This window comes from Parvularcula mediterranea (assembly GCF_013085255.1).
Lineage (GTDB): Bacteria > Pseudomonadota > Alphaproteobacteria > Caulobacterales > Parvularculaceae > Parvularcula > Parvularcula mediterranea.
The window spans coordinates 294,851-318,188 of sequence record NZ_JABFCX010000003.1; the positions used below are offsets into that span (position 1 = coordinate 294,851).

Below are 23,338 nucleotides of genomic sequence, written 5' to 3' on the forward strand. Positions count from 1 at the left end.
CTGCGCGCGAAGGGTTCTCATCGCCACGTGAGCGCTTAAGTCTATCCCCATGAGTGATGACCAGCCTCTCCGCGACCGCGTGACCTCCCCGACCATTGATGGCCGCGCTGTGCTCGGCACCGTCCTGCGGCTCGCGCTGGCCAGCGTCGTGGTCGGCATCCTGCTGGCTGGGTTCAAGATCAACCCGATCGAGCTCTGGCGCACCATCGGCCACTGGATCCAGACAGGCGTGACGGAGCTCGTCGGCACGAGCGTCGAGGGCGTTGCGCTGGTCTTCACCCTCCTGGTGACGGGCGCCGTGGTGGTCATCCCGATCTGGCTCGTCGGCAAGCTGCTTTCGGCGCGGCGTCGGCGCTGAAGAATGTGCAGCGATCATCTGCACAGAATTGTAGAATGAACGTCGCAGTTTGGCATACTCTTCTCAACCGATGAGGAGGGTTCCATGCCGACCGAGATTCGACGTCTGGTATCGCGGCGGGTTCTGATCACCCGGAAGCCGCCTTCTCGACAGGTAGCGATCGACTTCGCGCTCAAGATCGAGAAGCTGACTGCCGGGGTGGCCCCCAGCCTTGATATCTATGGAGCCGATCCGGGGATCAAGTCCGTCCCGCTCAAGAAGGTTAGCGGGAAGCTTTGGGGCGGCGGCATCACCGCCGGTGTCGGTGAGGCGTTCGAATGGTTCGCTCAGGCGCGCGTCAAGGAAGGTGGTAAGCTCAAGGTGACGCTCTCCTATCCTGGCTATACGTCAATTCCCGAGACCTTCGAGCGATATGGAGGCTCAGCCGAATCCGGTTGGGTTTCGTTCACGCCGGGTGAGCCATCATGATCACACTGCTCGCCCTCGCCGCCTCCGTCAGCCTTGCCCCCGCGAGTGTCGAGGAACAGAAGAAGGTCCTCAGCGAATATTGCCTCATTCAGCAGCCCCCGAACGTTGCGCCGGAGAAAGCTATCGCTGCCAACCGGGCGGAGGTAGCGCAAAACCTGCGCACCACTTCCCGGCGGATAGACGAGCTCAGGAAGCCTGAGGGGCGGAACGTCGTTGGTCTGACAACGGACGTTTCTGCTGCTGCTGCCAGAAGAACAAGCGTCGGAAATGACAGTTCCGCCGAGGACGTCAAGAAGCCCCAGAACGCCGCACGCTTCCTCATCCAAACCGGGCAGGCCGATAGCCGCGCAACGATCGCGGTCGACCGGCGCACCGCTACGGGCGGGTTCGGATCTTACGCGCATACGCTCACGCTTTCGACGCCGACCGCCGATGAGGGCGATACGAGGTTCGGGCGTTTCGGCGACTTCGGAGCGGACCTGCGGGCGTCCTATGCCTTTTCTGGATCGACGCGGAGATTCAGCCGGATCAGAGAGGAAAAGGCGCTCGCCCGTCTTGAAGGCTTGCTCAGGGCAAAGATCAATATCGCGCTTGAGAAAAGCTGCGAGAAGGACCCCTCTTCGGCTGCCTGCCGGGTCTATCGGAACGACCCTGCGTTCGACCGGATCGTCCCAGAGATCGGAGGAATACGGCCGATTAAAGTCAATCCGACATGCCTTGAGAGATACAAGTTGAAGGAGGAGATCGAAACCTACCGCGATGCTGTCGCGGTAGAGAGCTCCTTCTGGCTTTACAGTGTCGAGGCCGCGATCGGGGCGCAGGAATTCGAGGTTGCTGAAGCTTTCAACGAAGATGGCGACAGGGAAGAAGACCGAACGCCTTATAGCCTCAGCGGCAGCGCTGGATGGGTGACCAAAGATCAGTCGACCTATATCGGTGGCGGTTTCTCCTGGAGCCGGTCGTTCAAGGCTGCTTCCGAAAAAATTGCCTGTCAGACGGATACAGACGACGCCGTCAATTGCGTGGAGGGCGTCTTCGCGGACCCATCAAGAGATATCGACGCAACGCTTTTCGGAGAAATCCGACGCACTGCCCCTAAGGGGGTGCCATTCGTTCACGGGGCATCTCTCCGCGTGGGGTTCGACCTTCAGGATGACGAATGGCTGGTCGAAGCGCCGATCTATTTTCTCAAGAACGCCGAAGACAAGTTCAACGGCGGCTTGAAGGTCGAGTGGAACCCCGAAGACCAGCTGATCTTCGGGGTCTTTGTGGGCGCTGATTTCGATCTGGTCGGTGGCCCCTAGCTTCCGGCGACGACTTCCAGAAAGACCTCTCCGTAGGTCTCGGCTTTTTTGAGGCCTACTCCGTAGACCGCGAGGAGTTCGGGCTGGTTCGTTGGCCTGCGGAGGGCCATGTCGATGAGGGTCCGGTCGGAGAAGATCGTGTAGGCGGGCGCGCCTTTAGCCTGGGCGAGTTCGAGGCGTTTGGCCTTCAGCCTGCTGAGGAGATCTTCGTCGAAATCTGGCGGGACTTCGATCTGCTGGCGCTTGAGGGCTGAGGTCGTGGCGTTCTTGCGGGACTGCTTGACCGAGACGGTGGCGTTGGAGCCCAGGAAGGCACGGCCTTCCTGCGTGACGACGATCGAGCGGTACTCGCCCTGCATCTCGACATAGCCTTGCGCGAAGAGCTGGCCGACGAGGCTGCGCCAGGCCTTGGCGCTGCGGTCTCTGCCCCGGGCGAAGACGGCGAGGTCGTCGTGGGATGCCTTGAGCACCTTCTCGGTCTCTGCGCCGCGCAGCACGTCGATGAGGTGCGCCTGTCCGTAGACTTCGCCTGTGTCCATCGCCGCTTCGAGGAAGAGGCGGGCGTCGCCGGTGGCATCTTCCGTCTTCGGAGGATCAATGCAGACGTCGCACTTGCCGCAAGGCTCGGTACGGACTTCGCCAAAGTAAGAGAGGAGCAGGTTCCTGCGGCAGGTCACGGCCTCGCAGAAGCCTGAGAGGATATCGAGCTTGCGCTTCTCGTGGCGCTTGATCTCTTCGGGCGCGCCGCCATCGTCGATCATGCGCCTACGGAACATAAGGTCAGCAGCGGAGTAGAGGAGGATCGCCTCTGCGGGCCTGCCGTCGCGCCCTGCCCGGCCAATCTCCTGATAGTAGGCCTCAGGAGAGGCAGGCATGTCGCGGTGGATGACGAAGCGGATGTCCGGCTTGTCGATGCCCATGCCGAAGGCGATGGTCGCGCAGACGACAAGGTCTGGCTCGGACAGGAAGCGGTCGAGCCTTGCGGCGCGGTCATCATCGGCGAGCCCTGCGTGATAGGCGACGGCGTTGTGGCCTGCAGCGCGCAGGGAGTCCGCGAGCTTTTCGGTGTTCTTGCGGCTGCCGCAATAGACGATGCCTTGTTTGCCACGGCGCTCATCGAGCAGCTCTTCAATGCGTTTGTCGGGGCCGGATTTCTCTTCCACCGACAGGGTGAGGTTCGGGCGGTCGAAGCCTGAGACGTAGGCCTCGACGTCGCCGCCGAAGATGCGTTTGACCATGTCCTGGCGGGTGTCTTCGTCAGCGGTGGCGGTGAAGGCAGCAACAGGCGCGCCGGGTTTGAGGTCGCGCAGCTGGCTGAGCGCGAGGTATTCGGGGCGGAAATCGTGGCCCCACTGGCTGATGCAATGGGCCTCGTCGATGACGAACATGGAGACGTCGGCCTTTGCGAGGGCGGCCTGCATACGATCCGTAGCCAGACGTTCGGGTGACATGTAGAGAAGCTTGATGCGGCCCTCCACGGCGGCCTTCCAGTCAGCGACGTTCTCTTCGCGGGGGCGGCCTGAGTGCAACATCCCTGCGGGTGCGCCGAAGCTTTGCAGGAGCGCGACTTGGTTCTGCATGAGGGCGATCAGGGGGCTGACGATCACCGCGAAGCCGGGCTTCATCAGGGCGGGGATCTGGAAGCACATGGACTTCCCCGCACCCGTCGGCATCACCGCGAGGACGTTGCCGCCTTCGAGCAGCCGCTCCACAACCGCCCGCTGGCCGGGACGGAAATCGTCAAAGCCGAAGACCTCGCGCAGGGTTTCGCGTGGGTCTTGCTCTGGAATGGCGGGGGTTGCGGACATGCGCTCTCCCTGCCCGGTTTTGGCGGGGGTGAGCAAGGGGTTGGGTTCTTTGAGAACGTCTTCCCGGAAAGCCGGAGGCTTATCCGGGATCCATGGACTGACCGACTGAGTGATTGAACGTGATGGTCCATGGGTCCCGGATATCGGCTCTGCCGATTCCGGGAGAGCGTTCCGCGGTGAATGAAAGCTAACGACAGTAGCTGATCTTGTGGACCTTGAGTTCGAAGGGGCCGTCTTCTCCGTCGGCGAGGATGATGCCGATCTCGACCGCGTCGGAGGCGTCGAAGTCGGCGGCGCGGACGGATCTTCCGAAGATGGTGGTGGGCATGTCGGAGAGCTCGGCTCTGACGGTCTGAGGCTCGTCATGGGTCTCGGAGGTCAGCGCGGCGCGGTAGGTGACGCGGCGGCCGCGATAGCGTTCGTTCGTCTGGAAGATCAGCTCGTAGGCGCGGCCGTCGCCCTCGACGAGGGCTTCGATGTGGGTGGCACCTTCCATGCCCTGGAGGCCTCGGCGGACGGAGGAGAAGCCGCCGCCATTGGTGTTGATGTTGCCCTCGAAGACCATGACGCCGTCCTTGACCCGGGCCGAGCCGTCGGAGCGTCCGCCCATGACCCCGTCATTGACGGTGCGCCAGCGGCCGAACTCATCGCCTGAGAAATCGTCGATCGTCGTGCACTCGGTCATGGCCAGTCCTGCAATCAGCGCTGCGATGAGCATGGGGCTCTCCTCGGTTGCAAGGAAGTTAGCGACCACTCAGGCTGAGCACAGCGGTCCCCTTGCCGCAGGTGGCGGCTTCGCGGCAGAAGTGAGGGATGCTCACCATTGATCCCGCCGTTTTCGACCCCTCCTCCGTCACCCCTGAGACCCAGGCGGTGAACGACCAGATCGAGGCTTTCCTGAAGGACAAGCCGACGATCATCGACCTTGGCGCCCCCCTGATCCGGGAGCTGCGCGCGAAGGGCGAAGGCCTTCTCGGCAAGCAGCCTGAGAGCAAGCTGGCGCGCTGGGAGACGGCGAAGGCGAATGGCCTTGAGGTGCCTGTCCGGGTGATCGAGGCCGAGGGCGAGAAGAAGGGCGTCTACCTCCACATCCATGGAGGCGGCGGCTGTATCGGCACGGCGGACACGCAGGACCAGCTTCTGGAGCGTCTCGCAATGAGGCTGCAGGTGGCGGTGGTGAGCGTGGAGTACCGTCTTGCGCCGGAGAACCCTTGGCCTGCGGGCCCTGACGATTGCGAGGCGGCAGCCGTTTGGCTGTTCGAGAATGCCGGGGCGATGTTCGGCACGGAGAAGATCATCATCGGCGGCGAGAGCGCCGGTGGGCATCTGGCTGCCGTGACGATCCTCCGTATGCGGGACAAGCACGATAAGCGGTTCCTCGGTGCGAACCTTGTCTATGGCGCCTTCGACATGCGGGTGACGCCGAGCATGAGAAACTGGGGGCCGCGGAACCTCATCCTCTCCACCCCGATCGTGGAGTGGTTCTTTGCCCAGCAGTTCCCTGAGGGCTGCGGGTACGAGATGGATGATCCGGGAGTGTCGCCGCTTCTGGCCAAGCTCGACGATCTGTGTCCTGCGCTTTTCTCGGTCGGGACGGCCGACCCCCTAATTGACGATACGCTGATGATGGCTCCGCGCTGGCTCGCGGCTGGGAACAGGGCCGAGCTGGAGATCTATCCGGGCGGGGTTCATGCGTTTGACCATGTGCCGGGCCTGAAGATCGCCGAGGAGCACCATGAGCGGGCCTATCAGTTCCTCGAAGGCTGCCTCGCGTGAGCCTGCCTTTCGGGTTTCCTGAGCTGCGGCTTGTCGAGGCGGGGGAGGTCACCTTCTCCGTGCACGAAGCGGGCCCTGAGGATGGCTTGCCGCTTCTCATGCTCCATGGCTGGCCGGAGTTGGCGTTCAGCTGGGCGCCGCTCGTGCGTCCTCTGACGGAGGCGGGCTATCGGCTCATCATGCCGGACATCAAAGGGTTTGGCGCATCGTCGAAACCGACCGATCCCGAAGCCTACCGGATGAGCGTGATTGCGGAGGATTACGGCAAGCTCCTCGATGCGCTGGGCCTCGAAAAGGTGGTGCTGGTCGGCCATGACTGGGGCGGTGCCATAGTATGGCCGATGACCCAGCGGCTGGGCGAGCGCATCCTCGGGGTGGCGAGCTTCTGCACGCCCTACCCTGACCTCGCGCCAGCGCCGCCGCTCAAGATCTGGCAGCAGAAGATGGGCGAGCGGTTCTATATCAATCAGTTCCAGGATCCTCAGCTCCCGGATCGTGTGTTTGGCGGGCGTGAGGAGGATTTCTTCAGGTTCATCATGCGCCCAGGTCCTCCGCGCGAGGTCTGGCCGAAGCTCATCCCCTCGGCGCTCGAGATCCCTGACCGCTTTGCCGAAGCGGAAGGTCCGTGGCCTGACTGTGTGCTGCCTGAGGAGGCCGTGCCGGTTTATGCGGAGGCCTATGCTGCGTCAGGGCACGAAGGCCCAACGATGGTCTACCGCGCAATCGACCTCCACTGGCAGGAGCGTTCGGAGTACGATCCCGACATCACCGTCCCTGCACTGATGGTCACGGCGACGCGAGACATGATGCTGCCGCCTGAGGCATCGCTCGGGATGGAGAAGCGGGTGCCGAACCTCTCCCGCGCCGAACTCGACAGCGGGCACTGGGTGATGTGGGAGGCAGGGGATGCGGCGGCGGAAGCGCTGCTTGGGTGGTTACAGAATCCTGAGGTGCTGTTTTTCCATCCGACACTTTCAATATAGCCTCTTCCAAACTCGGTGAAAGACCGGCACGGTTAACGTGATACATGAGGGATTGATGCGGAGGGGTAAAATGGACGGGTCATTCAAGGGGCGGATCGAGCCCTCTTCTTCGCGCAATGCTCTTGTGGAACAGGATGAGCTCATTAGCTCGTTCCCAGACGAGAAAGACGTGTTGGAGCAATTTCGAGAGCTTTATCCAGAAGATTCAGTCGATGAGGCAAAAGACTTTGATAGTGTCATACGAAAATTTTGCGATGGTGCGTTCGACGTATTGAATGGGACGAATCTTCGTTTTGAGAAACGTCTCTTTTACAGAAATTTTTGGAAAGAGATGATGATCGCATCATTCATCTCATTCGTCGGTTTGGCTGCGACAATTTTTTTATTTTCTCCAGATGATAAGAACTATTATCTGATTTTCGGAGCGTGCCTCTTGCTCGTGACTCTACAGGGATTGTTCCGTTACGTTTGGCTTTTGAAAAACGAGCGCGATCTCAAGGATATGCGAGTTTCGCTCAATACTTATTTTGATTCCGAATTCCAAAGTCATTTTCTCGAAGACCCCTCTTCAAGCATAAGGGGTATATCGACAAACTCAAATAGTGACGTGGCATCAATGAATAGTGCAAAAAGCCTACTTGATGCTCTCAAGATTTGGGGTAAGATAGAAGGCATCCTACACGATATTGAAAATCGACACCTCGACCAAAGACTCAAATCGAGTGACGACCGAAGTCGTGTCGGACCGATTGCTTTTGCTTCTTTTATTCTACCAATGTTTGGAATGGCAGTTGGTTCGTCATTCTATACTTCAGATATGTCTTTATCTCTCTTACTAGCTGCTTTTGTATTGATAAGTTTCATGCTTCAGTATCGGTTTGCCAGGCGCGAATTCGTGAACGTCCTGTTCTATCATCAGTGGGGATTATCCTCACTGGATGAGGGCGATAAGTGGTCCCAATCAAAACTGAAAAAACTACTTAAAGATGAGAGCAGAGGCTTTGATAAATTAGGCAACTTGCCAGAAAGAGTGTCGGGAAAAGATCCCTCTCGCGCGATTGCTGATAAGTATCTCGAGGTGCTCGAGGCGTTTCGCACCAAGGGGATGCAAAACTGAGCCAAAGACGAGTCTCATTCCGTTTTCTCAAACTGACGCGTCGCCGGCGCAGCCGCCCTCCCCGCTAGGCTTCCGCTAACTGCGCACCACGTACACTCCCTGACACCAGCCTGTTGAACCGCCTCGCGGAACCTGCGATGCGGGGCGAAAGAGATCACTCAAGAGGAGAGCCCATCATGGCCGATCAACCCGAGCGCATCACCATCCTCGCCCGCGAATTCAGCGCCGCTGCGCTGGAGTTCCACCGCGGCAAGATGGCCGAGAAGGGCTATGTCATGGAAGGCTCGATCACCCCGCGTAAGATGCAGATGATCGAAGGCCATGAGCAGCCCAAGGACCTGTTCGACGGCGACGTTCTATTCGCCGTGACCTTCCGCCTGAAGGAAGCCGAGTAAGTTTCGGCCCTATCGGTCCGGCGCGGGAGCTGTTAGCCTCGCGCCTGTCAGGATTATGAGGGAGACCGCCATGAAACGTTGCCTTCTTGCCGCTCTGGCGGTGCTCTCTGCGACGGCCTGCGCCACCGCTTCCAAAATCACCATCGCTGATCGTCTCGAGAATCTTGGCCTGTCCCGGGACCGCTCGGAATGCATGGCGAATGAGCTCGATGACCGCCTGAACGACGACCAGCTGTCGAAGTTCGCGCGCTTCACGGTGCAGCTCGACAAGGCAGACAGCGCGCTGCAGGCGATCTCGGCCCTGCGCCAGATCGAAGATCCCAAGATCGCGCGCGCCGTGACCGGCTCGGCGTTCTCCTGTGCGCTGAACTGACCTTGGACCTCCGCGGCAAGGCAGACGACCGCTTTCGCCATGTCGGCACGGCGCTGAAGGAAAGCCTCGCAGCAGGCGAAGACCTTGGCGCATCGGTGGCGGTGATCATAGACGGCGAGACCGTCGTGGACATCGCCGGCGGCTATCAGGACAAGGCGAAGACCCTCCCCTACGACCCCCGCTCGCTGACCTGCGTCTTCTCATCGGGCAAGGCGGTCTGCGCAGCGCTCATCATGGCGGCGGTGTCCGAGGGCAAGCTTGCCTATGACAAGCCGGTCGCTGACTACTGGCCGACGTTTGCGGCTGGTGGGAAAGGCGACATCACCGTCGCCGAGGCCCTGAGCCATCAGGCTGGCCTCTCGGCTTTCCTCGAAGAGAAAGACCCGGCGATCTGGATCGATTGGGAGGCTACCTGCGCAGCTATTGCGGAGATGGAGCCGATCTTCGCGCCTCGCAGCGCCAGCGGCTATGGCCCCCAGACCTATGGCTATATCGCGGGCGAGCTCCTGCGCATCGCCAATGGCCAGTCCGTTGGGCGGCAGCTTGCGGGCCTCACAGACGATGTGATCTGCGGCCTCACGCTGTCCCAAGCGACGCGCACGACGCCGTTGGTGAAGCCCAAACGTCCGCCAGATCTCGGCGAGATTGATGCCATCACGAAGGCCGCATTCCTCGAGAAATGGTCCTCGCCAGCTGGCGTCTCACGGCAGGCCTGGGCGGCGGCGGAGATCCCCGCCTCCAACATGCACGCCTGCGCGCATGGTCTTGCGGAGGTGATGCAGCTCTTCGCCTCGGGCTGCTGGGGCGAGCTAACGGTGAGCGATAAGGTTCGCGAGGAAGCCTGGGCCGAGCGCATTCACGGCGCGGACCTCGTTCTGCCTTTCACCCTGTCCTGGGCGGCTGGCGTGATGAGGGAGACGGGCGAGCTCTTCGGCGCGCCTCCGACTGCTATCGGCCATTACGGCTTTGGCGGCTCCTGCGTGCTGGCCGACCCGGCCCGCAATATGAGCTTCGCCTATGTGCCGAACCAGCAGTCGCCGCACCTTGTGGCGGACCCTCGCGCGGTGCGTTTGGTTAAGGCTGTTTACCAAGCCTTGACCTAAATCCGGCTGGATCGTCATTGGACCAGGGACGGCGACGCGCGGTAGCGTGGTCCGTCGAATATGGGGAGGTTCCGCTTTGCTATTTGCTGCTCTCGCCGCGCTCACACTCTCGGTTTCGGCCGCGCAGGAGAGCGAACTCGACGCTTTTGTCAGGGACTTCCGCGCCGAGGCGCTCAGCGAAGGCATCTCGCCTACGGTCTATGACCGCGAGATGGCGACGGCGACGGTCCGCCCCAAGGTCATCGAGCGCGACCGGAACCAGCCGGAATTTGTCCGGCCGATCTGGGGATATCTCGACAGTGCCGTCTCCGACCGCAGGATTTCTGATGGGCGTGCGGCAGCCGTGCGGGGCCAGGACCCCCTGATCATGGCGGCGACGGCTTACGGGACGGATCCCAACATCATCGCGGCGATCTGGGGGCTCGAGTCGAACTACGGCAAGATCCTCGGCAACAATGATATTATCTCCGCTGTGACCACTTTGGCCATCGATGGCAGGCGTGAGCGCTTCGCCAAGGCGCAGCTTATCGCAGCGCTGCGGATCATTCAGGACGGCTACGCGACGCGGGAGCAGCTTGTCGGCTCCTGGGCAGGCGCGATGGGGCAGACGCAGTTCATTCCGACCACGTATCTTGCGTATGCGGTCGATCTCGATGGCGATGGCAAGAAGAACATCTGGACCGACCTTGGCGATGTCTTTGCCTCGACCGCCAACCACCTTGACCGCTCAGGCTGGCGCACGGGCCGCCCTGTCGTCGTTGAAGTGACGTTGCCTGACGACTTCAATTATGCACTGACCGATGGTCGCCGCCTGCGTGTTGTCGACTGGATCCAGAACGGCGTACGAGGCGCGAGCAGTGTCCTTCTCGACGTAGCCGATCCCGACCTAGGCGCGAAGCTGATTGTGCCTGCGGGGGCGAAGGGTCCGGCGTTCCTGACCTTCCACAATTTCGATGTCATCAAGCGCTATAACAACGCGACCTCCTATGCCCTCGGCGTGGCCATGCTGGCCGAGCGGATTGGCGGCTCGGAGACAGGGCTCAAGGCCGAATGGCCGCGCGATGACCGTCCCCTGACGCGGACGGAGCGTATGGAGCTGCAACGGCTTCTGGCGGCGAAGGGCTTCAGTGTCGGCGGCATTGACGGGATCATCGGTCCGAACACTAGGAAGGCGCTGCGCCAGTGGCAGGCCGCCAATGGTCTGACCCCTGACGGCTATCCTTCGGCGTCGATGCTCGCGAAGCTCTCAGGGAACGAGTGAGCCGCCTCCCCACTCCCGACCTGACCCACGGTGATGCCGGAGCTCTTTATTCGGAGGGCTTTGGCGATATCTATTACTCGCCCGACGATGGTCTGGCCGAGACGCGGCATGTGTTCATTGAGGGTAATGAACTGGGTGCGCGATTGGGGCGTGGCCGTCTTGTCGTAGGGGAGCTTGGCTTTGGCACGGGGCTGAATGTGCTAGCGCTGCTGGCTAAGGCTAAGGGCGCGCCGGTTGATGTCTTCTCGGTTGAGGGCTTTCCCCTGCCCCGCGAGGAGTTTGTCGCGACGCAGAAGCGCATCGCCGAGCGCTGGCCGGAGATCGCTCCCTATGCAGAGCGGTTAGCCGAGATCTATCCCGACCCCGTGCCGGGTTTTGTTCGGTTGGAGATCGCCGAGGGGCAGAGCCTGACCCTCGCCTTCGGGCCGGTTCTGGAGCAGTTGCGCACGGCAGAGTTCAAGGCCGATGCGTGGTTCCTCGATGGGTTCGCGCCGTCGAAGAACCCTGACATGTGGTCGCCTGAGGTGATGGCCGAGATTGCCCGACTGACCGAGAAAGGCGGGACAGCGGCGACGTTTTCGGTCGCGGGCGCGGTGCGCCAGAGTCTCGAGACTGCTGGTTTCTCGTGGGAGAAAATCCCGGGGTTCGGGCGCAAGAAGCATATGCTCCGTGCCCGGCTTGAGGAGTATGCGGACAGGCCTGATCCCAGGCCCTGGTTCATCCCGCCTTCGCCGGCCCTTCAGGGGCCGGTGGCCATCGTGGGTTGCGGGATTGCGGGAGCAACCGTCGCGCGAGCGCTGAAGTCGGCGGGGCGCGAGGTCGTCATCTATGACCCCGAGCCTGCCTCGGGAGCTTCGGGCAATCCCGGCGGGCTGGTGATGCCGCGTCTTGACGCCGAGGATAACGCGATTGCCCGGTTCTACCGCGACGCTTTTCTTTATGCGGAGCGGTTTTACCGCGGGCTTGATGGGGTTCTTGATCCTTGCGGCGGTGAGAAGGAGATGGCTAAGGCGAAGGCCGAAAGCGTGTTGGCCAATGGGCTCTGGCCCGATAGCGTACTGAGTTTTTCCAACGGATTGATGCACGTCCCAAGAGGCGGGGTGCTCCGGCCAGCGGAAGCTATTACACAGCTTGCGGATGGTATTGAGGTTAGGCGTGAGACCGTCTCCCTGTCCTCCCTACCCGCTGATGCTGCGACGGTGATCTTCGCTTCAGGCTCAGGCTTTGAGGCGCACCAGTATGAGGCGCTGGAGCGGAAGCTCGGGCAGATCGACCTGTTCGATACGCCTGTGCCTAACCGGGTCAGGACCGGTGATCACTATGCGGCGCCGCTTGCAGAGCGGCTGCTGACTGGCGCGACCTACGACCCGTTTGAGGGCGGGCACATCGAGGTGTCTGCGGAGCGCACAGCTATCAACCGTCAGAAGGCTGAGGACCTGCTCGGTGCGCCGATTGGCGCGTCCGTGTCCGCGAGATCTGCCGTGCGGCTCAACACGTCGGATAGGCATCCGATCGCCGGACCGCTCTACGCGGCGCCGGAGGAACTGGCGTCGGCCTGGTCCGGCCTCGCGAAGGGTCAGCAGAAGGACTATCCGCCTGCGACCTATGCCCACTATGCTCTTACAGGCCTCGGCTCACGTGGGCTCGTGACGGCACCCATTCTCGCGGCGCATGTCGCGGCGCAGATTACCGGCGGTGTCTCGCCCCTGGCGCGGGATCAGATGGATCTCGTGCATCCCGGGCGGTTCATGGTGCGTGCGATCAAGCGCGGCAAGCTCAGTCCTTGAAGACGCAAGTGTCGAGGCCGTTCTGGCTCACCGAACGCATCCGTGCCCTGACGGTACCTGAGCGCCTGCGGACGTAAGGGCCCGGCGGGTCGACGCGCCATTTGTTCGGGGACGGAAGAACGGTTGCAAGGAGCGCCGCTTCGCGCTGGGTCAGGTCCTTGGCGGACTTGCCGAAACGCTCTTGCGCTGCGGCTTCTGCGCCGAAGAGGCCATCGCCCCACTCGGCGACGTTGAGATAGATTTCCATGATCCGGCGCTTGGGGTACAGGACCTCCATCGGCAGGGTGTAGGCGGCTTCCACCACCTTGCGCACCGGGCCTCGCCCGGGCCAGAGGAAGGCGTTCTTGGCCGTCTGCTGACTGATGGTCGAGGCACCGCGCAGGGGCTCGCCGTTCTGGTAGTCCTCCCACGCAGCCTTCATCTCGCCGAAGTCGAAGCCGATATGCTTGCAGAATTTTACGTCCTCGGAAGCGATCACGGCACGGACGAGATTGGGAGAGATGTCGTCAAGGCTCACCCACTCTTGGCGAACCTCTTCGCCCTGAAGGCCCCGCAGGGCCATCAGCGTCGTCTGCTCAACCGGCATGAAGCGGTAGAGGAGGATGAAGAAGAGGCTGACCGCCATGAGCGCCAGTACGAAGCGGACACCATAGATCAGCACGCGGATCAAGACCCCGAAGAGGCCAAGCTTCTTCAGGGCGTTCATCACTAGGCGACAGCCTCCGCGACGCCAGGCATGCCGCTCGCGCCTTGCGGGCTTTCAAGCCATGCCTCGCAGCAGGCCTTGGAGAGCTTCCGGACCCGGAGGATGTAGCTCTGCCGCTCAGCGACGGAGATCACGCCGCGAGCGTCGAGGAGGTTGAAGAGGTGCGATGCCTTGATCGCCTGCTCATAGGCGGGAAGGCAGAGCTTATCCTGGTCACCCGTGAGGAGCGCCATGCAGGCTTCCTCGGCCTCGACGAACTGGCGGAAGAGGACCTCCGTGTTCGCGCGTTCGAAGTTATAGGCGGACTGCTCGACCTCGTTCTGGTGGAAGACGTCGGCGTAGGTGAAGGGCGTGCCGTCCGGCTTCTCGCCGCCGAAGACGAGGTCGAACCCATTGTCGACGCCCTGCACATACATGGCGAGGCGTTCGAGGCCGTAGGTGATCTCACCGAGGACGGGTTTGCAGTCGAAGCCGCCGACCTGCTGGAAGTAGGTGAACTGCGTCACTTCCATGCCGTCGCACCAGACTTCCCAGCCAAGGCCCCATGCGCCGAGGGTCGGGCTCTCCCAGTCATCCTCGATGAAGCGGACATCGTGCTTCGTGCGGTCGATGCCGATGGCGTCGAGGGAGCCGAGATAGAGCTCCTGAATGTTCGGCGGGCTCGGCTTCAGGGCGACCTGGTACTGGTAATAGTGCTGGAAGCGGTTGGGGTTCGAGCCGTAGCGGCCATCGGTCGGCCGGCGGCATGGCTGGACGTAGGCCGCGTTCCACGGCTTGTCCCCGAGCGCGCGCAAGGTCGTAGCCGGGTGGAAGGTCCCCGCCCCCATTTCGAGGTCATAGGGCTGAAGCAGCACGCAGCCATGGTCGGCCCAGTACTGCTGGAGCGTCATGATCAGACCCTGGAAGGTCAGCGGCTTTTTCTCAGGGGCGTCGGTCAAGGCACTCTCCAGATGAACAGTGCGCTCTCTAGAGCGTTTTCAGCGAAAGTGGAGCCCGGTTTCGCGGTTCGAAAACGCGACCGACAAAAAAAACGGGTTACGCGTCAGCTGCAACGACCCGCTGGAAGCCAATGATGCGGAGAAGGAAGACCGACAGGATCGCTGCGACCGTCATCAGGACGAAGAACACCATGTAGCCCTTCATCAGCTGGAGCTGGATCGTGTCGAGCTGCGGCCCCGGGAGCCCTGCGAGGGTCTGGGGCACGGCTTCAATGCCTGAACCAGCGGCGACGAGACCTGCGATGGCTGCGATCAGCAGGCCGAAATGCGCCATGGAAAGCGTGCTCGGCATCAGGAGCGCGAAGCTGCGCTGCTCCCGCTTGGCGAGGCCGATGGCGGCGACCAGCACGAGGGTCAGGAAGGCGCCGTAAGCAATGCCCATCTGTTCGAGGCTGAACGGAAGCATGTCCGCGGTCAGGAACGCCAGCACAGCGGCAGGAATGCCAGCTGCGATCAGGACAGCGACTGGGGCGAACAAAACCGAAGGCCGGCGCAAAACAAGAACGGACTCGTTGATCGGCCGGCGCAGACGCGGGGCGTCGTCGTCATAGAGCAGGCGCAGGTTCGCTTCGTGGTCGTCGTCAGACAGACGCACCAGCGGATCGCCGAGATCGAGATCCCTCTCCATAACCCTGCCCTTCCCAAGTCATGACAAGATAGCAACGCGAGTAGCCGCGCGGAAGAGAGAACAGGCAGAATTCGGGCCGTGAGGCGCTACCCTTGAAAGATCGCCACAACCTACTAGTTGGTAGGCATGTCGACGCGAATTCAGATTCTCGATGCAGGTGAACAGCTTGCCCGCGCCCGTGGGCTCGAGGCGTTCAGCTACGCGGACCTCGAAAAAGCCGTGGGGATCCGCAAAGCGAGCATCCACCACCACTTCAAAAGCAAGGCCGACCTCGCGCTGGCGCTGATCGAGCGATACTCAGAGCGCTTTGCCGATGCTCTTCGGGACATCGAAGATGCCCATGTCACGCCTCAGGAGCGTCTGCGCGCTTTCACCGGGCTCTACCGGGATGCGCTGGCGGGCGGTGAGCAGGTCTGCCTCTGCGTGGCGTTCGCCGCTGGGCGCGAGAGCCTGCCTGGGACTGTGGCGTTGGCCACGCGGTCGTTTCAGGAAATGGCGCTGGCTTGGCTCGAAGTGACCTTCAACGAGCTCAATACGCCGGAGTTTCCCGACGATCCGCAGGACGAGGCCGCGGCGTTTTTGGCGTTGCTGGAAGGCGCGCAGATTATGGCGCGAGGTGCGTCTGATCCGGCCCTCTTCGATGCAGCCATCCGTCCATTCATTCGGCGCCTCGGCGTAACCGGACTGAAAGCCTGACCTATGACCGAACTCCGTGCTGATTTTTCGAAGCGTGAAGTCGTCCGGCCCGACGACTACGAGTGGGTCCCTTCACCCGCGCCCGGGGTCGAGCGGATGATGCTCGACCGGATCGGCGACGAGGTGGCGCGCGCGACGTCGATCGTCCGGTATGCGCCCGAGAGCCGGTTCGACGCGCACCTCCATGACAAGGGCGAGGAGTTCATCGTGCTCGAAGGGGTCTTCTCCGATGAGAGCGGTGACTATCCCGTGGGCTCCTACGTCAGGAACCCGCCCGGCTCGCGCCATGCACCCTATACGGAGGAAGGCGCGACGATCCTCGTGAAGCTCCGCCAATTCGCGCCGGACGACCTGATTCAGAAGGCTGTTGATACTAGGAACGCGCAGTTCGTGCCTGGCCAGGTGCCGGGGCTGAGCGTCCTGCCATTGCACAACCACGGCACCGAGAAAGTGGCGATTGTCCGCTGGCAGCCGGGGACGCGGTTTCAGGGACACCGGCACTGGGGCGGGGAAGAGATCTTCGTCCTCGACGGCACATTCCAAGACGAGCATGGCGACTATCCGAAGGGCACCTGGCTTAGGAGCCCGCACCTCTCGTTCCACGATCCCTTCTCGGAGGAAGGCTGCCTGATCTATGTGAAGACAGGCCACCTTCCTGCCTGACGGCTTGCGCCTCTCCCTGACTGCCCCTAACGCCAGACCATGACCGAGCCCCGCATTCTTCAAGGCCTTCGCGAGATCGCAGGCGACTACGACGCCATCCTCTGCGACGCATGGGGCGTGATCCATAATGGCCGCGAGCTGTTCCCCGGCGTGGCTGAAGCGCTGACGTCGTTCCGCCGTGAGCGGGGACCTGTCCTTGTGCTGACAAATGCGCCGAGGCCGTCCGACGTGATACCCGCGCAGCTCGACCGGCTGGGCCTGCCCCGCGATGCCTATGACGGCGTGGTGACCTCCGGCGACGCGACGATGCATGCGGCGCACTCGCTGGGTGACAAGGTCTTCTACCGGATTGGACCGGCCAAGGATGATGGCCTTTTCGATGCCATGAACCTCAAGCTTGGCAGCTTTGAAGAGGCGGAGGCCATCTTCTGCTCTGGTCTCGAGGATGACCTGACTGAGACGCCTGAGGACTATCGCGAGCTGCTTGAAAAGGCGGCGAAGCGGGACCTCCCTATGGTCGTTGCGAACCCTGATATCGTTGTGCGCTTCGGCGACCGTATGATGTTCTGCGCTGGTGCGCTCGGTGAGCTCTATGAGCAGATGGGCGGCACGCAGATCCTCGGCGGTAAGCCCCACGCGCCGATCTATGACCTCGCGCGGGATCGGCTCGCGAAGATCGCCGGGGACGTGCCAGAGCGGATCCTCGTCATCGGTGATGGCCTCGGCACGGACATTCTTGGCGCGAACAATCAAGACCTGCCCGTGGTCTTCATCGCTGAGGGCATCTTCTCCGAAGAGGTCCGCGGCGAGGACGGCAAGCTGTCTGCGGCAAAGCTGTCTCAAGAGCTCAAGTCGCAGGACGTCTACGCGGCCTACGGCATGGACACCCTCGCCTGGTGAGCCTCGTCAGGGCGCCCCTCGCCTGCCACCTGCAGGACAGCCTTCGCGGCCGGGTCGCCGTGATGGGTAATTTCGACGGGGTGCATAAGGGCCACCGCGCGCTGATCGACGAGGCGAAGAGCCTTGCGGATGAGCTTGGCGCTCCCCTCGCTGCGGTGACGTTCGAGCCCCATCCACGCCGGGTCTTCAGGCCCGATGAGCCACCGTTCCTGCTGACGCCGTTGGAGGCAAAGGCCGAGCTTCTCGAGGAGGCAGGCTGCGCCGATGTCTTCGCCCTGCCCTTCACGCCGGAGCTCCACCGCCAGACGCCTGAAGAGTTCATCCGCGGCATCCTCTTCGGTACGCTGGGCCTCAAGGGCGTGGCGACGGGGCAGGATTTCCAGTTCGGCGCAGGCCGGGCGGGGTCGTCGGAGACGCTGGCGGAGATCGCTGGCAAGATCGGTCTCCACTACAAGGCTATCGCGCCCGTCGGTACGGGCGAGGAGAAGTTCTCCTCAAGCCAGGCCCGGGATGCCCTGCGCGCAGGCGATCCCGTGGCAGCGGCGCAGGTCCTTGGCTATGACTGGTTCGTGGATGGCGAGGTCCTGAAAGGCCGCGAGCTGGCCCGGACGCTTGGCTTCCCGACGGCCAACATTGCGATGGCGGACCAGATCAGGCCGCTCTACGGCGTCTATGCTGTTGAAGCGGTGGTCGGCGGCAAAGCCTATCCCGGCGTCGCCAATATCGGCGTCCGGCCAACGGTCGATGGCAAGGAGGAGCGGCTGGAAGTCCACCTCTTCGACTTCTCAGGCGACCTCTACGGCCAGACCATGCGCTGCCGGTTCAGGCACTTCATCCGCGAAGAACGCCCGATGAACGGCCTCGATGCGCTCAAAGCGCAGATCGCCGAAGACAGCGGACGCGCGCGGGAATTGCTGGGCGCCTGACCTCTCCTCCCACCGTCATCCCGGACTTGATCCGGGACCCATCGGGAGCAGAAATGAAAGTGCGCCTCCGGCGCGCATCTTTTTCTTTCGATGGATCCTGGATCGGGTCCAGGATGACGTAGCGCAAATCCAAGGATGACGTAGGCGCCAAGCCTCGCTAACAGCGCCGAATGGCTGACGATCAACGTTCCAAGAACGACTACAAAGACACGCTCTTCCTTCCCGCGACCGACTTCCCGATGAGGGGCGGCCTGCCGAAGAAAGAACCGCAGATGATTACGCGCTGGGACGAGATGGGTCTCTACGCGATGCTGCGTGCCGACGCGAAAGACCGCGAGAAATTCGTCCTGCACGATGGCCCGCCCTATGCGAACGGGCACCTGCACATGGGCACCGCGCTCAACAAGACGATCAAGGATCTGATCGTCCGTACGCGCCAGATGGCTGGCTTTGACGCGAACTACGTCCCCGGCTGGGACTGCCACGGCCTGCCGATCGAGTGGAAGGTGGAGGAAGCGTTCCGTGGTAAGGGCCGCAAGAAGGGTGATGTTCCGCCCTCTGAATTCCGCGAGGAATGCCGCGCCTATGCTGCGAAATGGATCGACATCCAGCGCACCGAGTTCAAGCGGCTTGGCATCGAAGGCGACTGGTGGAACCCCTACAAGACGATGGACTTCACCACCGAAGCCGCCATCGTCCGCGAGTTCCTGACCTTCGTCGAGAAGGGCCTCGTCTATCGCGGGTCCAAGCCGATCATGTGGTCGCCCGTGGAGCAGACGGCGCTCGCCGAGGCGGAAATCGAGTATCATGATCATCAGTCCACAACGATCTGGGTGAAGTTCCCGTTCGTTCAGGCCCCTGAAGGTCTCGAAGGAGCGCAGGTGGTCATCTGGACGACGACCCCCTGGACGATTCCTGCCAACCGCGCGGTCTGCTACGGCGAGGGTATCTCCTACGGCCTCTACGAGGTGGAGAGCGTGCGTCAGGACCTCGAGTTCGCACCGTTTGCTGCGCCCGGGGACAGGCTGATCCTCGCGGACAGCCTTGCCGAGGAAGTCTTCGGTGCGGCGTTTGTCGATACCTTCAAGCGTATCGAAGATGTTCCGGCCACGAAGCTTTCGGGTGCCAAGCTGAAGCACCCACTCAATGGCCATGCCGACAGCTATGACTTCGATGTGCACATGCTCTCCGGCGATCACGTCACCGACGACGCAGGCACGGGCTTCGTTCACACCGCGCCCAGCCACGGTCAGGAAGACTATTTCGCATGGCTTGGCGCAGGCCTGCCCCTCGATGCCATTCCGTACACGGTCGGACCCGATGGTGCGTACACCGATGAAGCCCCGGGCTTTGAAGGCCGTCAGGTCTTCCGCACGGAAGGCAAGAAGGCCGGCAAGGATGGCGACGCCAACCCGGAGGTCATCAAGGCGCTGGTCGAGAAAGGCTCCCTGCTCGCCCGCGGTCGTCTCAAGCACTCCTATCCGCACTCGTGGCGGTCGAAGGCCCCTGTCCTCTTCCGCAACACCCCGCAATGGTTCATCCGTGTGGGTCAGGGCGAAGGGTCCCTCCGTGAGACTGCGCTCAAGGCCATCGACGAGACCACCTTCTACCCGCCCTCAGGCGTCAACCGCCTGCGCGGCATGGTGGAGCAGCGGCCTGACTGGCTGGTCAGCCGCCAGCGCGCATGGGGCGTTCCGATCACCCTCTTCGTGGACAAGTCCGGCGAGCCGCTGGTCGATGAGGCTGTGAACAAGCGGATCTACGATGCCGTGGCCGAGAAAGGCGCGGACGCCTGGTTCGATACGCCGGATGCGGAGTTCCTTGGTGACAAGTACGATCCGGCTGACTTTGAGAAGGTCACCGACATTCTCGATGTGTGGTTCGATTCAGGCTGCACCCATGCCTTCACTCTCGAAGACCGGGACGATCTTCAGTGGCCTGCCGATCTCTACATGGAAGGCTCGGACCAGCACCGCGGTTGGTTCCAGTCGTCACTGCTCGAAGGCTGCGGCACCCGTGGCCGTGCGCCCTACAAGGCGATCTTCACCCACGGCTTCGTGCTGGACGACAAGGGCCTCAAAATGTCCAAGTCGCTCGGCAACGTCATGTTGCCGGAGCAGGTGACGCAGAAGTTCGGTGCCGATATCCTGCGCATCTGGGTCGCAAGCTCGGACGTGCAGGAAGACATCCGCGTCGGTGACGAGATCCTCGGCTCGGCTGTCGATGCCTACCGCAAGCTGCGCAACACGCTGCGCTATCTCCTTTCGGGCCTCGACGGGTACACGGAGGAAGAGCGGGTCGACGTGGCGGATATGCCTGAACTCGAGCGCTATATTCTCCACCGCCTCCATGAGGTGAACGAGAAGATCCGCGCGTCCTTCGATGCGTACAACTTCAAAGCCGCGTGGCGCGCGCTTTCGGAATTCGCGATTCAGGACCTCTCCGCCTTCTACTTCGACATCCGCAAGGACTGCCTCTATTGCGATGCGCCGTCGTCGCTGAAGCGACGGGCCAACCGGACGGTGATGGCGATCCTGCTCGACCATCTCGTCAGGCTTCTCGCCCCGGTCTGTCCGTTTACGGCGGAAGAGGTCTATGACCACTTCCCTGCGGGCCTTGGCGAGAAGAAGCCTTCCGTACACCTCCTCCAGTTCGCAGACGTGCCGGGCAGCTACCGCGACGAGGCGTTGGCTGAGCGCTGGCAGAAGCTGCGCGGCATCCGCCGTGTGATCACGGGCGCGATCGAAGAGAAGCGGAACGAGAAGCTGATCGGCGCGAGCCTTGAAGCGGCTTCGGGTGTCGTGATCGACGATCCGGCGCTTGCGGACCTTGCAGCTTCGGTGGACTTGGCTGAGCTTTCGATCACGTCCCAGGCGACCCTTGCCAATGGTCAGGCCCCTGATGGTGCGCACCGTCTTCCTGATCAGCCGAATGTCGCCGTGTCGATCTCGAAGGCGGCTGGCGAGAAATGCGGCCGCTGCTGGCGGGTGCTTCCGGACGTTCCCGAAGACGGCGCGCTTTGCGGACGCTGCGCGGATGCGACCAAGTGATCGGGACCTTCTTCTCGAACCTCAAGGCCGCGTGGCCCAGGAAGCTCTTCCGCATAGGGATGATCCTTGCGGGCGCGACTATCGTGCTGGACCAGATCACCAAGCTCTGGATCCTGCACGGCATCCACCTGCCTGACCGCTATGGCAACAAGATCGAGATCTCCGGCATCTTCGACCTGACCTACACGGAGAACCGGGGCGTCAGCTTCGGCCTCTTCGCAGGCGGGATGACCAGCCGGGTGCTCCTGTCGCTTCTCTCGGCAGTGGTGTCGGTCTTCCTGATCCGCTGGCTCACGAGGATCGAGCGGCCTGTGACGGCCTATGGTGCTGGCCTCATCCTTGGCGGTGCGATCGGCAATCTGATCGACCGGGTGTTCTACGGCTTCGTGGTCGATTTCCTCGACTTCTCAGGCCTCGGCTTCCCCTACATCTTCAATGTGGCGGATGCGGCGATCAATATCGGCGTCGCTTGCCTCCTGCTCGATGCGCTGGTCCTCGAAAAACGGGACGCGGTGAAGAAAGAGCAAGGCCGTTAGGGGTTTCTCCAGACGGCGTAGCGTTGTAACGATGCACCACTTCTCAAGGCAGGTGACTATGCGTTTTCTTCCGGCTCTCGCCCTTTCCGCAGCCCTTCTGGGCGCGTGCAGCGGCAATCCCCTCAACAATCGCGGGGCACCGGACGAGTTCGCGATCCTGACGAAGCCGCCGCTCACCGTGCCGCCGGATTACGCCCTGCGCCCGCCGAAGCCCGGTGAGACGCGGCCTGAAGAGCTTTCCACGACCCAGCGGACCCAGCAGCTTCTGCTTGGCGATGTCTCGTTTGAGCCGCCTACGACGGGTGAACTCGTGCTGATCCAGTCGGCTGGCGCGATGGATGTCGATCCCTCGATCCGCTCGATCCTCGCCGCCGAGAATGGCGGTCGTGCGGATAAGGACGGGAGTCTGGCGACCCGCCTGATCTTCTGGAACTACTCCGATGGGCAGGTGGACGACTCCGCGGCTCCGCTGGTCGTTGACGACCGCGAGGCATGGCTGGCCCAGCGTCAGGAGTCGATCGAGGACGTCGTTGGTGAAGAAGGCTCTGTCACGATAGCCCGTGACCGCCGTGGCGCCCTGCGCCTTCCTGGCGTCCGCTAAGTTCTAAAAGTCACCCGGGGCGACCTGCGCGCAGACGATGCCGTGGCGTCGCCACATGTCGACCACGCTCTGGCGGTCATCGAAGATGAGGTCCGGCTTTTGCGGCTCGGCCAGCAGCCATGCCTCTTTGAGCGAGACATCGGACTGGTAGTCGGCGCGCGGCCGCATGTGACGGGCGCTAACGCCCTCGCCCACATGCTCAGCCAGCCAAGCGTCGGTCTCTACCCGGACCTCATCAGAGCGTCCTGACCAGATCTCGACCCTGTGCCCTGCCCTCGTCAGCTCCTGATGCATCGCGATCACAGGGCGGATCGGCGCGTCATCCACGCAGGCACGAAAAAAGGCGGGCCAGTTACGGCGCCCGCCTTGAACAAAGTGCCTGCGGTGTTCGACGTCAGCCAGCGTCCCGTCGAGGTCGAAGATAACGAACAGAGCTTCGACCCTCAGGAGATCAGATAACGTCGGGGAAGAACCGGCGCTTGATGAGGACACCAATGCCAGCAACCAGAAGCAGCGGGCCGGTGATGATGCCGAGGCCTACGACCACTGCGCCGACAATGCCGACTGCTCCGACCGCGAGGCCGATGATCGCTGCACCAGCAGCGGTGACCATGCCGACAAGGCCCATGACGAGCGACATCACGGCACTGGCGATCCCGTAGGCCGCAGCGCTGGTCACTTCGAACATGCCCATTTCGCTAGGGACAAGGCCTGCCTCTGCGAGGCTGCTGTCCCCGGTGAGATAGATGGCAATCGAAAGGCCGAGAGTGGCCACCATGAAGGCACCGACAGCTGCGCCCAGACCATGGGCAATACGGGCGGGACTTCGTTCAGTTCTGCTGCGGTCTGTCATAGCGTTCCTCTTCCTGAGGCGCAGATTGTGAAAGCTTACCGACTCTTC

The 23,338-nt window shown here is 62.3% G+C and carries 25 protein-coding genes; 18 read left to right on the forward strand and 7 right to left on the reverse strand.

Annotated features, from left to right (window positions below; all coding sequences use genetic code 11):
* Nucleotides 1–49: 49 nt before the first annotated feature.
* The 3 genes from HK107_RS10300 to HK107_RS10310 all read left to right on the forward strand — a co-directional run bounded on the left by HK107_RS10300 (nucleotide 50) and on the right by HK107_RS10310 (nucleotide 2,130).
* The gene (locus HK107_RS10300) at nucleotides 50–358 is read left to right on the forward strand and encodes a DUF6460 domain-containing protein (protein WP_173199438.1); all 309 of its coding nucleotides are present in this window, start codon (nucleotides 50–52) and stop codon (nucleotides 356–358) included.
* Nucleotides 359–442: 84 nt separating this feature from the next.
* Nucleotides 443–826, forward strand: coding sequence for a hypothetical protein (locus HK107_RS10305; RefSeq protein WP_173199440.1), 384 nt, complete (start codon nucleotides 443–445; stop codon nucleotides 824–826).
* The gene (locus HK107_RS10310; protein WP_173199442.1) at nucleotides 823–2,130 is read left to right on the forward strand and encodes a hypothetical protein; all 1,308 of its coding nucleotides are present in this window, start codon (nucleotides 823–825) and stop codon (nucleotides 2,128–2,130) included. Before HK107_RS10305 ends, HK107_RS10310 begins: the two co-directional genes overlap by 4 nt.
* Here the strand turns inward: HK107_RS10310 and recQ are convergent.
* The gene (gene recQ, locus HK107_RS10315; RefSeq protein ID WP_173199444.1) at nucleotides 2,127–3,938 is read right to left on the reverse strand and encodes a DNA helicase RecQ; all 1,812 of its coding nucleotides are present in this window, start codon (nucleotides 3,936–3,938) and stop codon (nucleotides 2,127–2,129) included. The genes HK107_RS10310 and recQ overlap by 4 nt on opposite strands.
* A gap of 187 nt (nucleotides 3,939–4,125) precedes the next feature.
* Nucleotides 4,126–4,656 (reverse strand): CIA30 family protein, encoded by a 531-nt coding sequence (locus tag HK107_RS10320; RefSeq protein ID WP_173199446.1) that lies wholly within the window; start codon nucleotides 4,654–4,656, stop codon nucleotides 4,126–4,128.
* A gap of 95 nt (nucleotides 4,657–4,751) precedes the next feature.
* On the opposite strand from HK107_RS10320, the gene HK107_RS10325 reads away from it, so the two are divergent.
* From HK107_RS10325 to mnmD, 8 genes are all read left to right on the forward strand, one after another.
* Nucleotides 4,752–5,714, forward strand: coding sequence for an alpha/beta hydrolase (locus tag HK107_RS10325; protein WP_173199448.1), 963 nt, complete (start codon nucleotides 4,752–4,754; stop codon nucleotides 5,712–5,714).
* Complete coding sequence (locus HK107_RS10330) at nucleotides 5,711–6,697, forward strand: alpha/beta fold hydrolase (RefSeq protein WP_173199450.1); 987 nt, start codon at nucleotides 5,711–5,713, stop codon at nucleotides 6,695–6,697. Before HK107_RS10325 ends, HK107_RS10330 begins: the two co-directional genes overlap by 4 nt.
* Before the next feature lie 70 nt (nucleotides 6,698–6,767).
* Entirely contained in the window at nucleotides 6,768–7,814 is a 1,047-nt protein-coding gene (locus HK107_RS10335) for a hypothetical protein (protein ID WP_173199452.1), read from the forward strand.
* Nucleotides 7,815–7,990: 176 nt separating this feature from the next.
* Nucleotides 7,991–8,209, forward strand: a complete 219-nt coding sequence (locus HK107_RS10340; RefSeq protein ID WP_173199454.1) for an AMP nucleosidase — start codon at nucleotides 7,991–7,993, stop codon at nucleotides 8,207–8,209.
* A 70-nt stretch (nucleotides 8,210–8,279) separates the two neighbouring features.
* Complete coding sequence (locus tag HK107_RS10345) at nucleotides 8,280–8,582, forward strand: hypothetical protein (protein ID WP_173199457.1); 303 nt, start codon at nucleotides 8,280–8,282, stop codon at nucleotides 8,580–8,582.
* A gap of 2 nt (nucleotides 8,583–8,584) precedes the next feature.
* A complete protein-coding gene (locus HK107_RS10350) occupies nucleotides 8,585–9,685 on the forward strand; it encodes a serine hydrolase domain-containing protein (RefSeq protein ID WP_173199459.1) in 1,101 nt (366 codons plus the stop codon).
* Between the two features lie 76 nt (nucleotides 9,686–9,761).
* The gene (locus HK107_RS10355; RefSeq protein WP_173199461.1) at nucleotides 9,762–10,946 is read left to right on the forward strand and encodes a lytic murein transglycosylase; all 1,185 of its coding nucleotides are present in this window, start codon (nucleotides 9,762–9,764) and stop codon (nucleotides 10,944–10,946) included.
* Nucleotides 10,943–12,733, forward strand: coding sequence for a tRNA (5-methylaminomethyl-2-thiouridine)(34)-methyltransferase MnmD (gene mnmD, locus HK107_RS10360; RefSeq protein WP_173199463.1), 1,791 nt, complete (start codon nucleotides 10,943–10,945; stop codon nucleotides 12,731–12,733). The genes HK107_RS10355 and mnmD overlap by 4 nt, the downstream gene beginning before the upstream one ends.
* Here the strand turns inward: mnmD and mtgA are convergent.
* The 3 genes from mtgA to HK107_RS10375 all read right to left on the reverse strand — a co-directional run bounded on the left by mtgA (nucleotide 12,723) and on the right by HK107_RS10375 (nucleotide 15,065).
* Complete coding sequence (gene mtgA, locus HK107_RS10365; protein WP_173199465.1) at nucleotides 12,723–13,439, reverse strand: monofunctional biosynthetic peptidoglycan transglycosylase; 717 nt, start codon at nucleotides 13,437–13,439, stop codon at nucleotides 12,723–12,725. The two genes, mnmD and mtgA, sit on opposite strands and share 11 nt — an antisense overlap.
* Nucleotides 13,440–13,441: 2 nt before the next feature.
* Nucleotides 13,442–14,377: a glycine--tRNA ligase subunit alpha gene (locus HK107_RS10370; protein WP_173199467.1), complete on the reverse strand. Its 936-nt coding sequence runs from the start codon at nucleotides 14,375–14,377 to the stop codon at nucleotides 13,442–13,444.
* A gap of 97 nt (nucleotides 14,378–14,474) precedes the next feature.
* On the reverse strand, nucleotides 14,475–15,065 hold the full coding sequence (locus HK107_RS10375; RefSeq protein ID WP_173199469.1) for a hypothetical protein: 591 nt from the start codon (nucleotides 15,063–15,065) through the stop codon (nucleotides 14,475–14,477).
* A 126-nt stretch (nucleotides 15,066–15,191) separates the two neighbouring features.
* Here HK107_RS10375 and HK107_RS10380 point away from each other — a divergent pair, with 126 nt between their 5' ends.
* From HK107_RS10380 to HK107_RS10410, 7 genes are all read left to right on the forward strand, one after another.
* Nucleotides 15,192–15,761 (forward strand): TetR/AcrR family transcriptional regulator, encoded by a 570-nt coding sequence (locus HK107_RS10380; RefSeq protein WP_173199471.1) that lies wholly within the window; start codon nucleotides 15,192–15,194, stop codon nucleotides 15,759–15,761.
* A gap of 3 nt (nucleotides 15,762–15,764) precedes the next feature.
* Nucleotides 15,765–16,424 carry a cupin domain-containing protein gene (locus HK107_RS10385; protein ID WP_173199474.1) on the forward strand — a complete coding sequence of 220 codons (660 nt, stop codon included), beginning with the start codon at nucleotides 15,765–15,767 and terminating at the stop codon, nucleotides 16,422–16,424.
* 39 nt (nucleotides 16,425–16,463) lie between these two features.
* Nucleotides 16,464–17,324 carry a TIGR01459 family HAD-type hydrolase gene (locus HK107_RS10390; RefSeq protein WP_173199476.1) on the forward strand — a complete coding sequence of 287 codons (861 nt, stop codon included), beginning with the start codon at nucleotides 16,464–16,466 and terminating at the stop codon, nucleotides 17,322–17,324.
* Nucleotides 17,321–18,250 carry a bifunctional riboflavin kinase/FAD synthetase gene (locus tag HK107_RS10395; protein ID WP_198912389.1) on the forward strand — a complete coding sequence of 310 codons (930 nt, stop codon included), beginning with the start codon at nucleotides 17,321–17,323 and terminating at the stop codon, nucleotides 18,248–18,250. Before HK107_RS10390 ends, HK107_RS10395 begins: the two co-directional genes overlap by 4 nt.
* A 170-nt stretch (nucleotides 18,251–18,420) precedes the next feature.
* Nucleotides 18,421–21,300 carry an isoleucine--tRNA ligase gene (gene ileS, locus HK107_RS10400; protein ID WP_173199478.1) on the forward strand — a complete coding sequence of 960 codons (2,880 nt, stop codon included), beginning with the start codon at nucleotides 18,421–18,423 and terminating at the stop codon, nucleotides 21,298–21,300.
* On the forward strand, nucleotides 21,297–21,836 hold the full coding sequence (gene lspA / locus HK107_RS10405) for a signal peptidase II (RefSeq protein WP_332871540.1): 540 nt from the start codon (nucleotides 21,297–21,299) through the stop codon (nucleotides 21,834–21,836). The genes ileS and lspA overlap by 4 nt, the downstream gene beginning before the upstream one ends.
* 58 nt (nucleotides 21,837–21,894) lie before the next feature.
* Nucleotides 21,895–22,437, forward strand: a complete 543-nt coding sequence (locus HK107_RS10410; RefSeq protein WP_173199480.1) for a DUF3035 domain-containing protein — start codon at nucleotides 21,895–21,897, stop codon at nucleotides 22,435–22,437.
* A gap of 3 nt (nucleotides 22,438–22,440) precedes the next feature.
* Here the strand turns inward: HK107_RS10410 and HK107_RS10415 are convergent, their stop codons facing one another.
* Together HK107_RS10415 and HK107_RS10420 are read right to left on the reverse strand one after the other, a co-directional pair.
* A complete protein-coding gene (locus HK107_RS10415) occupies nucleotides 22,441–22,839 on the reverse strand; it encodes a phosphatase domain-containing protein (protein WP_456299598.1) in 399 nt (132 codons plus the stop codon).
* 49 nt (nucleotides 22,840–22,888) lie between these two features.
* Nucleotides 22,889–23,290, reverse strand: a complete 402-nt coding sequence (locus HK107_RS10420) for a hypothetical protein (RefSeq protein WP_173199484.1) — start codon at nucleotides 23,288–23,290, stop codon at nucleotides 22,889–22,891.
* Between the last annotated feature and the right edge of the window lie 48 nt (nucleotides 23,291–23,338).